This is a genomic window from Providencia sp. JUb39, assembly GCF_012272845.1.
GTDB classification, from domain to species: domain Bacteria; phylum Pseudomonadota; class Gammaproteobacteria; order Enterobacterales; family Enterobacteriaceae; genus Providencia; species Providencia lanzhouensis.
In genome coordinates this window covers 1339341-1354481 of record NZ_JAAWXD020000001.1, presented here as the reverse complement: position 1 = coordinate 1354481, position 15141 = coordinate 1339341, and the positions used below count along the sequence as shown (strand labels likewise).

General features: G+C 39.6%; 15 protein-coding genes. 11 read left to right on the top strand and 4 right to left on the bottom strand.

Features of this window, described 5'->3' with window-relative positions:
* Positions 1 to 96: 96 nt before the first annotated feature.
* Complete coding sequence (locus HFU86_RS06065) at positions 97 to 1761, bottom strand: ATP-dependent nuclease (RefSeq protein WP_036951861.1); 1665 nt, start codon at positions 1759 to 1761, stop codon at positions 97 to 99.
* 412 nt (positions 1762 to 2173) lie between these two features.
* Between HFU86_RS06065 and HFU86_RS06060 the strand changes: the two genes are divergently transcribed.
* The 8 genes from HFU86_RS06060 (at position 2174) to HFU86_RS06025 (ending at position 9208) form a co-directional block, all read left to right on the top strand.
* Complete coding sequence (locus HFU86_RS06060) at positions 2174 to 3073, top strand: lysine exporter LysO family protein (RefSeq protein WP_036951864.1); 900 nt, start codon at positions 2174 to 2176, stop codon at positions 3071 to 3073.
* 51 nt (positions 3074 to 3124) lie between these two features.
* On the top strand, positions 3125 to 4606 hold the full coding sequence (locus HFU86_RS06055) for a DUF2867 domain-containing protein (RefSeq protein ID WP_187128904.1): 1482 nt from the start codon (positions 3125 to 3127) through the stop codon (positions 4604 to 4606).
* Between the two features lie 99 nt (positions 4607 to 4705).
* Positions 4706 to 5434: an arginine ABC transporter ATP-binding protein ArtP gene (gene artP / locus HFU86_RS06050; RefSeq protein WP_036951870.1), complete on the top strand. Its 729-nt coding sequence runs from the start codon at positions 4706 to 4708 to the stop codon at positions 5432 to 5434.
* A gap of 36 nt (positions 5435 to 5470) precedes the next feature.
* Positions 5471 to 6214 carry an arginine ABC transporter substrate-binding protein gene (artJ, locus tag HFU86_RS06045; RefSeq protein WP_132494435.1) on the top strand — a complete coding sequence of 248 codons (744 nt, stop codon included), beginning with the start codon at positions 5471 to 5473 and terminating at the stop codon, positions 6212 to 6214.
* A gap of 12 nt (positions 6215 to 6226) precedes the next feature.
* Positions 6227 to 6967 (top strand): arginine ABC transporter permease ArtQ, encoded by a 741-nt coding sequence (gene artQ / locus HFU86_RS06040; RefSeq protein WP_132494433.1) that lies wholly within the window; start codon positions 6227 to 6229, stop codon positions 6965 to 6967.
* Positions 6964 to 7632, top strand: coding sequence for an arginine ABC transporter permease ArtM (gene artM, locus HFU86_RS06035; protein ID WP_036951879.1), 669 nt, complete (start codon positions 6964 to 6966; stop codon positions 7630 to 7632). Before artQ ends, artM begins: the two co-directional genes overlap by 4 nt.
* 176 nt (positions 7633 to 7808) lie before the next feature.
* Entirely contained in the window at positions 7809 to 8348 is a 540-nt protein-coding gene (locus HFU86_RS06030; protein WP_187128903.1) for a hypothetical protein, read from the top strand.
* Positions 8349 to 8404: 56 nt separating this feature from the next.
* Positions 8405 to 9208: a hypothetical protein gene (locus tag HFU86_RS06025; RefSeq protein ID WP_187128902.1), complete on the top strand. Its 804-nt coding sequence runs from the start codon at positions 8405 to 8407 to the stop codon at positions 9206 to 9208.
* Between the two features lie 24 nt (positions 9209 to 9232).
* Here the strand turns inward: HFU86_RS06025 and rlmC are convergent, their stop codons facing one another.
* The 3 genes from rlmC to HFU86_RS06010 all read right to left on the bottom strand — a co-directional run bounded on the left by rlmC (position 9233) and on the right by HFU86_RS06010 (position 11401).
* Positions 9233 to 10360: a 23S rRNA (uracil(747)-C(5))-methyltransferase RlmC gene (rlmC, locus tag HFU86_RS06020; protein ID WP_132494429.1), complete on the bottom strand. Its 1128-nt coding sequence runs from the start codon at positions 10358 to 10360 to the stop codon at positions 9233 to 9235.
* Positions 10361 to 10367: 7 nt separating this feature from the next.
* Positions 10368 to 10886, bottom strand: a complete 519-nt coding sequence (locus HFU86_RS06015; protein WP_036951887.1) for a YbjN domain-containing protein — start codon at positions 10884 to 10886, stop codon at positions 10368 to 10370.
* A 158-nt stretch (positions 10887 to 11044) separates the two neighbouring features.
* Entirely contained in the window at positions 11045 to 11401 is a 357-nt protein-coding gene (locus HFU86_RS06010; protein WP_132494427.1) for a YbjC family protein, read from the bottom strand.
* A 192-nt stretch (positions 11402 to 11593) separates the two neighbouring features.
* Between HFU86_RS06010 and HFU86_RS06005 the strand changes: the two genes are divergently transcribed.
* The 3 genes from HFU86_RS06005 to HFU86_RS05995 all read left to right on the top strand — a co-directional run bounded on the left by HFU86_RS06005 (position 11594) and on the right by HFU86_RS05995 (position 15107).
* Positions 11594 to 11857 (top strand): GrxA family glutaredoxin, encoded by a 264-nt coding sequence (locus HFU86_RS06005; RefSeq protein WP_006657693.1) that lies wholly within the window; start codon positions 11594 to 11596, stop codon positions 11855 to 11857.
* 419 nt (positions 11858 to 12276) lie between these two features.
* Positions 12277 to 12885 carry an undecaprenyl-diphosphate phosphatase gene (gene ybjG / locus HFU86_RS06000; RefSeq protein WP_132494425.1) on the top strand — a complete coding sequence of 203 codons (609 nt, stop codon included), beginning with the start codon at positions 12277 to 12279 and terminating at the stop codon, positions 12883 to 12885.
* 905 nt (positions 12886 to 13790) lie between these two features.
* Positions 13791 to 15107: a serine/threonine transporter gene (locus tag HFU86_RS05995; protein WP_108478971.1), complete on the top strand. Its 1317-nt coding sequence runs from the start codon at positions 13791 to 13793 to the stop codon at positions 15105 to 15107.
* Positions 15108 to 15141: the final 34 nt, after the last annotated feature.

The window sequence follows — 15141 nt, the reverse complement described above, 5'->3', positions numbered from 1 at the left end:
TATTTTCAATCAGAGGGCCGCCCCTCTCTTGAAAATAAGATAACTGAATAATTATCACTCTTCACTAAACAGATTTAAGATTAACTGCAATTTATATTAATACGCCTTACCGCGTGCCAACCATGCGACTCTTGAGAACATATTTCTCAGAGCTAATGGTACAGCTTCAGGGCCTAATTCAGCGGCACGGTTTACTGTTGCCAGCGCTAAGTCAGGTTTTGACGTCCGAGCAATTGCTTTTAAAATCACACGGCGAGTGGATACTCGGGCATTTTCAGGAATTTCTGCAATTTCATGGTACAAACCTTGAAACCCTTCGCGATACAGAAAATGTTCCATATCCGGTGCAGGCAACATGGTTAACCGGTCTCTATCTGGCGAATTAATTTTGTTGGCGTAATGCGTCGCCGTTGCGGCATATTTTCGCCCTGCTTCATCCCCATCGGTTAATACATGCCATTCAATGCCCATTTTATTGGCAAATTTTAATAAAGGTTTTAAGCCACTTTGTGCAAAAGCAATTACCTTAATGCCTTCTGTTTCGAAGAAATAATTACACTGCCTCGCAAATTCACTCATTAGCCAAATTTCCGTTTCACCTTCAACCAGTAGCCAACAACGGGCAAATAATGCGGAAGGTCGATTAAAACGAATATGGAAAGAGATTTTACGTAACTCTTCGGCACTTAAATCCTGCGGGTTCAAACGATATGCAGACACTTTATTAGTATCACGGACAAGACGGCATAAGCTGTCAATTGGCGCTTGGGAAAGTAAGTCGCCAGAATTGGTTGTGGTGATCCGCTGCAAGGAGAATAAACTAAACAGCCCCCACGCAATAGACAACATAATAGGGTGTAACCGTGTTTCAGGGTCTTCCACAATAATAATTGGACGAGCATGTTTATCCAGCTCAATATTCCCTTTAGATTGCAGTAACGATGAAAACATCCCTAAGATAATCAGGCGAATATTACGTTGATTCGGCTTCGCAATTAATCGATTAATATTATCCAATGCCTGCCAACCCCGCTTACGAGGCTCGATACTAATCATTGGATTATCCGTTTTCACCATATGACCGCTTTTCCCTGAAAAATAGTGGCTCAGCAATTGCTGCATCGCGTCCACTCCATCTTCAAGGTCATTATCACTTAAGCGTTCAGGATTATTCACCAGCGCCATCGTCAATTCTTTAATCTGATGATTAAAGTTTTCACGGAAATTGTTGCTTCCGCTGACTATCGTCTCGGGGTTTATACTATTTAAGAAACGCGCATCTCGTAAGCGAATTACGGGATATAAACGAACAATTTCTTTAATATACTTACCCACATTATCGAGGGATAATTTATTACCCCCAGAATTTAAGAAGCACTTATCTACTGTAACGCTGTTATCATCTTTTAGCTCGGCACTTACTCGGAATAAAATATGTTTTAAGTCATCCCCATTATCGACCCAAACAGAAGCTAGATTTTGGAAACGATAAGAATGATGGCGACCAGGACGACTCTCACAGAACTTTAAGACAATCTGCAAAGTACGAAAACGCGTTTCATCATCCCCTGTAGGATGGTGAAAATCATTAGCTGTGAATTGGTATTCGCGATGTTCGGGAGATAGCAAAATATCTAAGGCATCGAGTAAACTCGATTTACCCCATGAGTTTTCCCCGATGAGAACGGTATTATTATTAAGTTCTAAAGAAAGTCGGTTGATCCCTCTAAATCCGTATATTTCCACACGTTCCAGGTACATATCTCTCTCCTTGCTATCGAAAACTGAGTTTGATTGTAACATCTTGACCGCTCAAGGATCCGTGAAACAACCTGAACTATCTCAAATAAAAGCTTACTCATTAAGCCGATTAATTACTATACGAGTCAACATAGTACAAAAAAAACACGTAACGATACATGCCCCTGTATTGAGCTTATTTAATTGGTGATATAGGATGTTTATGCTTTATTTTCCAGCATTTTTCTCCTATTTTTATTTAATCGGCCATTGAAAAATATTTATCACCTGCGTGATATTTAGCATCACAGGCTAAATTTATTCATGTTTCGATAGCAATGTTCATGAAAGTTTAAATATAATCCGTTGTTTATATTGGTATAAATTAGTGTAGTTAATGCAGTAAAACAAAATGAAATAAAAGGGCACTAACATGTATTCAGGCTTGCTGATTATTCTTTTACCGCTGTTTCTGGGTTACTTGATACCTATAAAAAATAAAAATGTTCTTCATCGAGTTCATCAGTCTTTAAATTCGATGGTGTACGTTATTTTATTTTTAATGGGTATTACCCTTGCTTTGCTTGAAAACCTCAGCGCACATTTGGTGTCCATCTTAATTTATGCCCTGACCTTCTTCGCCTGCATTTTTGGCCTCAATGCGCTTTCTTTAATTCTTCTGGATAAACTTGATCCGTGGAAAGTGCCACAGCACAAGCAAGAAAAGCCCCCTTCACGTATCAAAATGGTATTTGAATCCTTGCAGCTGTGTGGTGTGTTGCTCATTGGCTTTTTGGTGGGATTAACTGGGTTTAAATTCTTACATTATGCGGATAAAGGCAGCCAAGTGGCACTAATGTTGCTGCTGTTACTGGTTGGGGTACAACTGCGTAATAGTGGAATGCATATTCGACAGATTTTAATTAACCGCCGAGGAACCACCATTGCCTTAGTCATGGGGGTTAGCGCCCTTATCGGTGGGGCAGCCGCAGCCTTTTTCCTTGGGCTTCCTATCAAGATGGGGTTAGCTATCGCCTCAGGATTCGGTTGGTATTCACTTACCGGTATCTTAATTACCGATGCCTATGGTCCCGTGATGGGCAGCGCCGCATTTTTTAATGACCTATTGCGAGAATTGACTGCCATCATGTTGATTCCATTAATCATTAATCGCTATCGTTCTACTGCATTGGGAATTTGTGGCTCTACGTCTATGGACTTTACTTTGCCGGTATTGCAGCGTAGTGGTGGCGTGTCGATTGTCCCCGCGGCTATCGTTCACGGCTTCGTTTTAAGTCTAATTACGCCAATCCTTATGGCCTTCTTTACATAAGTAGAATTTCAGTCACAATAGCCGTTAATTTAGGTATCACAGGAAATTAACATGACGGGTAAACAACGAGTTTTAGTACTAGGTGCAAGTGGCTATATTGGGCAAAATTTAATTCCTAAATTATTGGAAGAAGGTCATGAAGTCACTGCTGCCGCCCGACGTGTAGACTGGATGCTATCCCAAGGTTGGTCGGATACTCGCTGTATCTATGTGGATTTACACCAGCCTGGAACACTGAAAAATATTATGGACGAGGTGGATATTGTTTACTTCCTCGTTCATAGCATGGCGGATCAAGCCAACCTTATTGAACGTGAACGTGAAGCGGCGCGCAATGTACAAAATGCGCTGCAAGGCTCTAACGTCAAACAAGTGATTTACCTCAGCGCACTGCAACATGGGCATACTTATTCCCCGCATTTAATTGCCAGACGCTTAACAGGAGAAATTCTGCGCGAAAGTGGCATCCCTGTGACTGAAATTCGTGCATCCATAATTGTTGGTTCAGGTTCTGCGGCCTTCGAAATTATGCGCGACATGGTATATAACCTCGCCATCTTGACGCCGCCTCGTTGGGTACGTTCAAAATCATCCCCAATTGCCCTTGAAAATATCCTGTATTACCTCACCCAGTTAGCCCAACTTCCCGTGACAGAAAGTCGAGTGTTAGATGCGGGTGGTCCTGAATATATAAGTTATCAAGAGCTCTTCAAGCGCTTTATCAAAGTCTCTGGAAAGCGTCGCTTGTTAATTCCAATTCCAATCCCTGTCAGCATGATCTCCGTGCACTTTATTAGCTTGATAACTTCAGTGCCGCCGACTATTGCCAAAGAGTTGATCCAAGGCTTACAACACGATCTGCCTGCGGACGATAAACTCATTCGCGAGCTTATCCCGCAAACGCTGATTTCATTTGATGATGCAGTCAGAACCACATTAGCGGAAGAAGCCAGTGCCATTGATAACTCTGATTGGGGTTATGATCCTGAGGTGAGAAAACGCTGGCGACCGGGTTACGGCTACTACCCTAAACAAGCGGGTTTTACTTTTAGCACCACCGCATCCACTGAATCGCTCTGGCATACCGTCCAGCAAATTGGTGGAAAGGAAGGCTATTTTTACGCCAATATCCTTTGGAAAACACGCGCCATTATGGACGATATGATGTTGAATAAAGTCAAATATGGCAGACCTGATCGTGACACCTTACAGGTTGGTGATGAAGTTGATGGTTGGCGAGTCATTAATATGGAACCAAATAAACAACTTAGCTTGCTTTTTGGTATGAAAGCACCAGGTTTAGGTCGATTAACTTTCACTATTCATGATAGTGGAAACCTACGCTCCATTGATGTTCGTGCATGGTGGCATCCTGCGGGTTTCAGCGGATTACTCTATTGGTTTGCGATGATGCCAGCTCATCTGTTCATCTTTAAAGGCATGGCTAAGCGTATTAGTGAATTGGCTATTCAACGGGACAAAAAGCTTGTGACAGCACCGATAGTGGAAGATAGCTCCAATAAGCCAGAATAAATTTAGCGTAAAAAACCAAATTTTTATGCATAAAACATTGCATAAATATGCTTACAGGATTAATATCGCAGGTAGTTAATTTAGATATTATTGGTAAGCATGAGCATTCAATTAAAAAACATAAACTGTTTCTACGGTAACCATCAGGCACTCTTTGATATCAACTTAGAGTGCTCTGCTGGTGAAACCATGGTATTACTCGGGCCAAGTGGCGCAGGTAAAAGCTCCTTACTGCGCGTACTGAACCTGCTAGAAATGCCACGTTCAGGTCAACTCAATGTTGCCAACCATACTTTTGATTTTGCCAAAACACCAGATGCGAAAGCCATTCGCGATCTGCGCCAAAATGTAGGCATGGTTTTCCAACAATATAATCTCTGGCCTCACTTAAGTGTGATGGATAACCTGATTGAAGCGCCATGCCGCGTTTTGAAGCTATCCAAACAGCAAGCACAAGAAAAAGCCGCTAAGCTGTTAGAGCGCTTACGTTTATCGCAATTTGCTGACCGTTATCCCCTGCATTTATCCGGTGGACAGCAACAACGTGTCGCAATTGCTCGCGCCTTGATGATGGAACCTCAAGTTCTGTTATTTGATGAGCCAACAGCCGCACTTGACCCTGAAATTACAGCGCAAGTGGTAGACATTATTCGTGAACTTTCAGCAACAGGGATCACCCAAGTTATCGTGACCCATGAAGTTGAAATTGCCCGTAAAACCGCAAGCCGTGTGGTCTATATGGAAAACGGTCATATTGTAGAGCAAGGAGATGCTAGCCACTTCGCTGCACCTCAAACCGAAGCATTTGCAAATTATCTATCCCATTAATAGATTCTGTCCCACTAATAGATATAGGATTAAGCAATGAAAAAATTATTATTAGCTACATTATTAGGCGCTGTAACCCTATCTGCGGCGGCGGCGGAAAAAGAGACCATCCGTTTTGCAACTGAAGCAACTTACGCCCCGTTTGAAATGTTTGATAAAAACAACCAAATCGTAGGTTTTGACGTAGATCTGGCAAATGCAATGTGTGAAAAAATGAATGCAACCTGCACATTCACACACCAATCTTTTGATAGCTTAATCCCAAGCCTGAAATTCCGTCGCTTTGAAGCGTTAATGGCGGGTATCGATATTACCCCTGAGCGTCAACAACAAGTGGATTTCACCGAAACTTACTATCCGAACTCCGCTGAGTTTATTGCAGTAAAAGATAAAGTGACTGCCGTTGACCAGTTAAAAGGTAAAAAAATCGGGGTACAAAACGGTACCACACACCAGAAATACATTCTGGAACAACATAAAGATATGACGGTTGTCCCTTATGATAACTACCAATCTGCCATTTTAGATCTGCAAAACGGTCGTATTAATGCGGTATTCGGTGACACAGCCGTTGCTGATGAGTGGTTAAAAGCGAAAGGTAATGAAAACTTAGCAGCTGTGGGCGACAAAGTGACCGATCCACAATACTTTGGTATTGGTTTAGGTATCGCGGTTCGTAAAGGCAACAAAGAGTTGCTGGATAAGATGAACAAAGCCTTATCTGAAGTTAAAGCCGATGGCACCTACGATGCTATCCATAAAAAATGGTTTCAACAGTAGTCGATATAATTAATGAATGATTTATTCTTTTTAGCAAGTGCCGCCGGTATTACCGTCGGCCTTGCCGTTTTAGCACTAGTCCTTGGATTGGTTCTCGCGATGCTATTTACCGCCTGGGAATCTGTTCGGTTCAAACCTCTCGCCTTTTTAGGAACCTGCTGGGTCACGCTGATCCGTGGTTTACCTGAACTACTGGTGGTGCTGTTTGTCTATTTTGGAACGCTCCAGCTTATTAACCTGTTAGGTGATGGTATCGCCATTAACTTAGGTTTCTGGCAAGGTACTTTCCAAATTGACCCGAGCATTTTCTTTGCTGATAGCGGCGAATTTGACTACACACCATTCTTCTGTGGTGTTATTGCGCTCGCGCTGTTATATGCATCTTACGCCTCCCAGACCTTGCGTGGTGCCTTGAAAGCCGTGCCTTATGGTCAATGGGAAGCGGGATTGGCACTTGGATTAAGCAAGCGTACCATTTTCTTTCGCTATATCATGCCGCAAATGTGGCGCCATGCCCTGCCCGGCTTGGGTAACCAATGGTTAGTGTTACTCAAAGATACCGCGTTAGTCTCCTTAATTAGCGTCAACGACTTAATGCTACAAACCAAAACCATTGTGAACCGTACCCATGAACCATTTACTTGGTACGCTATTGTGGGACTGATTTACCTCGCTATCACCCTATTAAGCCAATTGGTGCTAAAACGTATTGAACTGCGCACCACACGTTTTGAACGGAGTGATGCGAAATGATCGATTTAATTCTACAAATATTACCGGGATTACCAACCAGCTTGTCGCTGACCTTCAGTGCATTATTGGTGGCTTTTATCTTAGCCATCTTCTTTACGCTGATCTTATCCCTCAAAACCCCCGTCATTTCACAAGCGGTTAAGGTGTATATCACCCTATTCACAGGTACGCCTTTATTAGTGCAATTCTTCTTGATTTATAATGGCCCTAGCCAATTTAAGTCACTGCAAGATTACCCTATGCTGTGGGAGTTTATTTCGACGCCTTGGGTTTGTGCGATGGTGGCATTAGCATTAAACAGTGCAGCCTATTCCACACTGTTATTCCATGGCGCGGTAAAAGCCATTCCGTCAGGTCAGTGGCAATCTTGCCAAGCGCTGGGTATGAATAAGCTGCAAACCATGCGAATTATTCTCCCTTATGCGTTTAAACGCTCACTTTCATCCTATTCCAACGAAGTCGTGCTGATTTTCAAAAGTACCTCTCTTGCCAGTACCATTACCATGCTGGATATTATGGGCTACAGTAGCCAAGTATTTGGGCAGACATGGGATGTCATGGCGTTTGTCGCGGCAGGGATTATCTATCTTGTGGTGAATGCTATCCTGACATTAATTATGCGTCTGATTGAGCGTAAAGCACTGGCTTTTGAACATCGTAGCTAAAAATTAACAGATTGTTTTTAAATGAAAAAGCTTGGTCTTATGCCAAGCTTTTTTGTATGAAAAACATACATAACCAATCATTTCTATATATTATATTGTTTTTTGAAAGATAGACCTTTTTTGTATTGGTAGCATGAATCATTGCAAAATTATATCGATTAAATAAGGTTATCTAGATGATTACACAAGTTAAATTTTCCATCCCTTTTCAGCAAGCGCCTATTGTTGATTACATAGCCACTATTATCCCCAGTCTATTTGAAAATAAACTTGTCAAAGTATCAAATATTAGCCCTATTCAAGCAGGTATTTGCTCCGGTCTTTCCAACCATTTTATGATGTATGAAAATCATGATCTTGGTTCCCAATATATTAAAAAACTCAGTGACGCATTTCATATCATATCGAGTCAAGAGTATCCCCAAAATACGTTAGATAAATATGTCTTAAATTCCACTAAAAAATTCAAAATAGCTGAATTTAATACTTTGATTTATCAAGCTATCAATGAACAAGTAGACTACGTAGATTCATTTGAATTAAATGAACTTTTATTTGATATTAAAAATTTATCCATTAGAGATATCTACCCGCAGGAAGACAATGTTAGATATCTAAATAAGCTATTAAAATCAGGAGAAATTCATGAAAGATTAAATATGCCTGATACATTTCTCATTAACTATAATTTTCCTGCGAATTTAGCTTTTTTATAGATAAAATACTGGATAGAAACTGTTTCAGCAGCTTGCATTTATCCCAGGAAGAAATAGTGCCAATAAGAGAAAAATTATTCTATAAAATACCGTTAACAACCAATGATACCCGTTTGATTTTGACTGCCTTTTTAAAATTTGAGGTAGAAAAAATTAGCTTAATTTCTATTGATAGACAAATTCGTACTGGGTTAATCAACGATAATACACAACCACAGGAAAATAGACAAAACCCCAATCATTATGGTGAATTGAAAACCCTAGCTGATATAGAAATGGATGTCGATGAATCAGTAAAAAGTAAAAGTTACTATTACTGCCTTGTAGACATAATCGGCCACTGCATGGCTATTTCGGCCAAAATCAATAACAAAAAAGTGATATACACTTTTTTTGACCCAAATAATGGAATTCTATTTGATGAAGATAGCTACAGCTTTTTCAGCCAGTTATCCAAAATTTTTGATGAATTTAATGCCAATGGTCAAACTGAACGCTCTTATGCTGGCCATGCATTACTTAATGTCCGCATGATTGATAAAATAGCCAATAGTCAAAACAAACTTAGCTTGCCTGCGTTTTCTGATGAAGAGCTTCAAAATAATATAAAAAAGGCTCTCATAAAAGATAAAGTAAACATAGCATTACCCGGTAATTTCAAAATAAAACTGAAAAGCCATGACTCAATAAATAATATGACCAAATCTACCATTTATAAGGGACTAAAAAAATGGAATATCGATTCAAATGAAACTGACGTTAAAAAAATGATTTCAACTATTACTGAAAAGCTCCCATTAATAAAAAACAAAAAAGGTAATTTGTCTATTGATAAATATGGAGAAATTCATAATAGATAGGCGTAAACCTATCTATTTTAATTACTATTTCCGCTTCAATAAACTCAATACTTCATAGTGTGCGGTATGCGGAAACATATCAAACAGTTGAACTTTGCAAACTTCATATCCTGATAATAATTCAACGTCTTGCGCCATGGTTTGGGCATTGCAGCTAGAATAGAGAATATACTCAGGATGCATATCAGATAAATAATTGCATAAATTCTTACCGATACCACGGCGAGGTGGATTCACCAGCACTAAATCGGGAATATCTTGGCGGCTGGTGGCAAAATTTGTTGAATCTAACGCTTGGAACTCAACGTGCTGCAAACCCAGCTCTTGGGCAGACTGACGAGCACACTCAATAGCTGGCGCACTAATCTCAATCCCCGTTAGCTTGGTCGTCTTATCCGCGCAATGTAAACCAAAGCCACCCACACCGCAAAACAGATCCCATAAACTAATGATATTCAATTCTTTTACCCACTCTCGTGCAGTTTGATATAACTGAGATGCCACGATAGGATTAGTTTGGAAAAAACTTTGCGGACGAATAAACAGAGGAACTTGGTTAAATTCATCCCGCAGCACATGTTGCTCAGTGAACATAATTTCTTGTTCACCTTCTAAAATTGCCATATGTACGGGTTGAATATTGGCGGTGATCACGGCTAATTGCGGCAATTTTTCTTGTAACCAAGGTAATGCTTTCTGCAATTGCGCGATTTTTTTATCGGAACGCAAGACAAAGCGCAACATAAATTGTTTGGTATGCCAGCTTTGAGTCAGCAAAATATATTTTAGCTCACCACGCTTACGTTCAATGTTATAGGGGGTTAACCCAGCTCTCGCGATAAAAGGAATAAGCTGCGCGAAGACTTGCGAAAATTCAGAGGGATATAACGGGCACTCCGTTAGACTGACAGCGTCACCATCACGGTTAACAATACCCAAAATCGGTTTTTCAACGCTACCACTGACAACCATTTTGGCTTTATTGCGAAATCCTTCAAATGGTCCCATCACGGGTGTCAAAAATATAGATGACGCCAGAGAAGGCAATAAAGATTGCAGATTATCTTGTTTACGGGCAATTTGCTGTTCTGGCGATAATTCTAGCCACTGGCAGGAGCGACATTCTCCTGCCAAATATTTTTCACAATGCATAGGGTATTTAGTGAATAATTACAGAAGGTTTATCATCAAGGTCGGATTCAGTGTCGTCATCATTATCATCCGACTCTAACTCTTCATACTCATCTTGGTTTGCATACAGTAGATTATTACTGAAAATTTCAAACACAATACCGGAAATTTGCTCTTCGGCCTGCTGTAAGAAATGACTAAATTGGCGATAAGTAATTCCAGCTTCTAACGAAAATGATTGGCTAACCACTAACTTAGGTAGATTTTCATTATTAATTTCGAGAAAAACTTTTGCCGTTAATGAGCTGGCATTAATTTGGCTAATATTTGCCACCAGCGTAATAATCGCAGTAGGTTTAAGTTCTGCCAATGCTGAGAGTACTAACACATTATTAATAATGTCTAATTTAGCATCAAAGATCCCATCAATATTTTGCATATGAGGGAGATGCAAAGCAGCACAAGAATCACACTCGAAATAGGACGTTTTGAGTTGGTCGAGCCACTCACGTAGTTGTGAGATATCTGGGTAACAAATAGAATCCATGAGCAATAACCTTCTTCAACTCAAAATAGCGATATACCAAAAATAACCATATTCATGCCAACTAGCACTTATACTAACAAATCATTCATTCTAACAAATAGAAAGCGGACAATTTTCACACATAGCCAGTCTAAACACCAGTAAAACCATGCCCAGCTCTACTTTTCGTCTGGTTTATCATCATCTCCCGTCGTCCCTTTTGGTTGAATACGACGGTCACGACTCGCGCCACCCGATTTATTATCAATTCCCAAAAAAGTAAGACCATGCACGGCTCGCCAGATAATATTAATCATCGCCGGAATTAAGCAGCCCATCCCGACCAGCACCATAGAAACAATCGCGCCAGAGCTGGCTAGCCATTCCGGCAGCGTAATATAGTCATTAGTGGCAAGTAATACGGTGATTAGTAATAATATTCCGATACCCTCAAGAAAAAGAACGGGTTTTGGCATATCCGCTAATGAGCGCATCGTCCCTTTAGTCTCTTTTGTGGGTTTTTGCTGTTGTTCCATGATGTTTTCCTTCGTTTTATTGCCTTATACTGACAGTATCGTCACCACCTCTAGCAAATTATATATACTGCCTATAGCTATGAAAGGAAAATTCAACTTTTATTTAGAAGCTGATGTTGGCATAGTATTGGGCATTATTATTTCGTATCTGAATAGTCATTAGAATCTGAGTTCTAAATTTAAGGAGATATTATGTACACTGTTATTTTTGGTCGCCCTGGTTGCCCATACTGTGTTCGTGCTAAAGAACTTGCAGAAAAACTGAAAAATGAACGTGACGACTTCGATTATCGCTATGTTGATATCCAAGCGGAAGGTATCTCTAAAGAAGACTTATCTAAAACCGTTGGTAAAACTGTAGAAACCGTTCCCCAAATCTTTATCGATGAAAAACACATCGGTGGTTGCACTGATTTTGAAGCATACGCTAAAGAAAATCTGAGCCTGTATAAGTAATCAATCTTACAAGACATTTTCTTTTATAAAGCCCCAGATGAGCCTATCATTTGGGGCTTTATTTTTTCTTTTTGTGCTATGCAAAAATATTTTCATCAAAAATTGCACTTTTTCTGATCACCGAGAGAACTTTCCTCCTTTGCCGTAGTCTTAATTAGTGCCACTGCTTTTCTTTGATGTCCCCATATTGAGGAGCCCGATAGCCATTTGATTCTTTCATGCTATCGGTTTTTTTGTGTCTAGAACTTTTGCATTGCCCTGATAAATCACTGTTATTGAGCAAATATTGATTGAGTTAATGTTTAACAAAAAGTAAATTTGTCAGCTTGAGTAGCAAGGTCTAGAGCGTGTCTTGATTCACCCCCTTCCCATTGCTATGTCCCGTCTTCTTGAGAACTAATGTCCGAGGTACTCCGATCGTGCTGGAACAACTAAATCTGGATCTTTTTAATCTGATCAACGCAACGCCTGAGTCCGCAAGTGGTACTATTGCGTTAGCCACGGTGATCGCCAAACGCTTGATCCTTATTTTTCCGCTATTTACTGTTGCATGCTGGTTTTGGGGTGCACAGCCAAATATGACTCGCCAACGTGCCTTTGCCTGTAAAACGGCTTACGCCATTGTTATTGGTTTAGTGATTTCTTGGTTGATTGGTTATTTTGCGCCACATGAACGCCCTTTTGTGATGGGAATTGGTTCTAATTTCTTAGATCACGACGCAACACCTTCTTTCCCGAGTAACCATGGAACTATCGTCTTCACCTTTGTTTTTGCTTTCTTATTCTGGCTAAGAACGTGGGTTGGCTTTGTGTTTATGATTCCAGCCATCGTTATTGCATGGTCTCGTATTTATCTTGGTGTTCACTGGCCGTTAGACATGATTGGTGCATTTATCTTAGGTGCTATTTCTTGCGGTTTATCTCAGCTGATTTGGGCAATGGGCGGCAGCGTTATTCAGCAGCCAATCACTCGTCTTTACCAGTTAGTATTTGGTTCTCTCATTCGTAAAGGATGGATGCAACCTTAATTGGTGATTTAAAGTACTGACCTATTATTAGAGTCAGTACTTTCCCCTTCATTTTTCCCATCATTAAATATTGAGCTAAATCAAAGTTTGTTTTCATTTATTTTTAGCATCAATAACTTTATTTGAATTTATCAAATAAATATTAAAACAATTAATTAACAAATATTTTGTAACGCTTTCTTATTATTTTTTGTGACGAAAAATAAGTATTCTATTTCTAATCTTAAATCCCCTAAAACAATTAACATATTCCTCAAGAACATTAATTAACCAAAAAAATTAATCACGTTATTAATCAATTAATACAATCACAAAAATACAATAAATATCATAATATTACGTTAATTATGAAGTTTAAACTCATCCAAAGAATAGCGTGATTTTTCCGTCTTTATTTTCAAGTCATTGATCATTTTATTGACGTTAAATTTTTTATTAACATGATAACGGTTTTAATGTTTTGTATTTTTATATAAATAAATTTGTCGAATAATCATTTTATGAATATGGTTGAAAACCAGTAATAGCTAGCACTAAGTTAAATTTCATTAACAATTTTACAAAATTCACTGTGAGCTGATAAACATGGGGGATATTTCTCTTTTGAGATAATGATCACGGCATTTTGTTCTGCTAAAATGTAGATTCTCACACTCAAAATCCACTTTTAAAAATTACTTATAAAATTGCAAAACTGATTGAAAATGAATTTCATATTCATCTTAGTTTTATTTCCAATCAGATTGTTACGTATAAAACCATTATTAATGGCTAGACAGTGTATTAACCGATTGTTTATTTACTAACCACTAATTAAACCGTCGATTAATCGTACAAAAAGATTAAGAGCCTAGTGAAATAGGCACCCAATTTTTATTTTTTGACTTTTATTTTTGGAGACTATTATGGATACAACAAAAGTTGGTTCCATCAACAAAACAGCCTCGCAAACAGGGAATGCTACCGCTTGGCGTAAAACAGACACCGTGTGGATGCTCGGTCTTTATGGTACCGCCATCGGCGCTGGTGTTTTATTCTTGCCTATCAATGCGGGTATGAGTGGATTACTGCCAGTATTACTGATGTTAGTACTTGCTTTCCCAATGACATTTTTCGCTCACCGTGGTTTAACTCGCTTTGTTCTTTCTGGTTCAAAGAAAGACGGTGATATTACTGAAGTGGTAGAAGAACACTTTGGTCGTACAGCAGGTAACTGGATCACACTGCTCTATTTCTTTGCAATTTATCCTATTTTGTTAGTTTATGGCGTTTCCATCACTAACAACGTCAACAAATTCCTGACTGAACTATTAGGTGTTGGTGCACCACCACGTTGGTTGCTGGCACTGATTTTAGTCGGTGGCGTCATGGCAATCGTGGCATTCGGTGAAAAATACATTGTTAAAGTCATGAGTATGCTGGTGTTCCCATTCATCGCCGTACTGGTTGCTTTCTCTCTGTATATGGTTCCACATTGGAGCACCGATGCTCTGAGCACATTATCTTTAGATAACGTGACTGAAGCAGCTAAAGCATCAGGTGGACAAAGCATTTGGATCACTATCTGGTTAACAATCCCAGTTATGGTTTTCGCGTTTAACCACTCACCAATCATCTCTGCTTTCTCTGTTGCAAAACGTGAAGAGTATGATGAAGCGGCTGAGAAAAAATGCTCACGCATTCTAGCTTCTGCACACATCCTGATGGTTCTGACTGTAATGTTCTTCGTCATCAGCTGTGTATTCACACTGTCTTCAGCAGACCTTGCTGCAGCTAAAGCGCAAAATATCAGTATCCTTGACTACCTGTCTGGCTATTTTGATCAGCCGTTCATCAAGTATGCTGCAGCTATCATCGCCTTTATCGCTATCATCAAATCATTCTTAGGCCACTACTTAGGTGCTCGTGAAGGTTTCAATGGTTTAGTTGAGCGTGCATATCGCGCAAAAGGCAAAACAGTTGATGTTAAAAAATTAAATCGTGGTACTGCACTGTTCATGTTAGTAACAACTTGGATTGTTGCAACATTGAACCCTGGTGTACTGGATATCATTGAAAGTCTGGGTGGCCCAGTTATCGCAATCCTGCTGTTCTTAATGCCAATGTATGCAATCAGCAAAGTTCCTGCGATGCGTAAATACTCCGGTAAACTCAGCAATATCTTCGTTGTCATCATGGGTCTGGTCGCTATCTCCGCTGCAACTTACAAGTTATTCTTCTAATTAAAAAAATTAGCAAATAATTAAGTAAATCTAA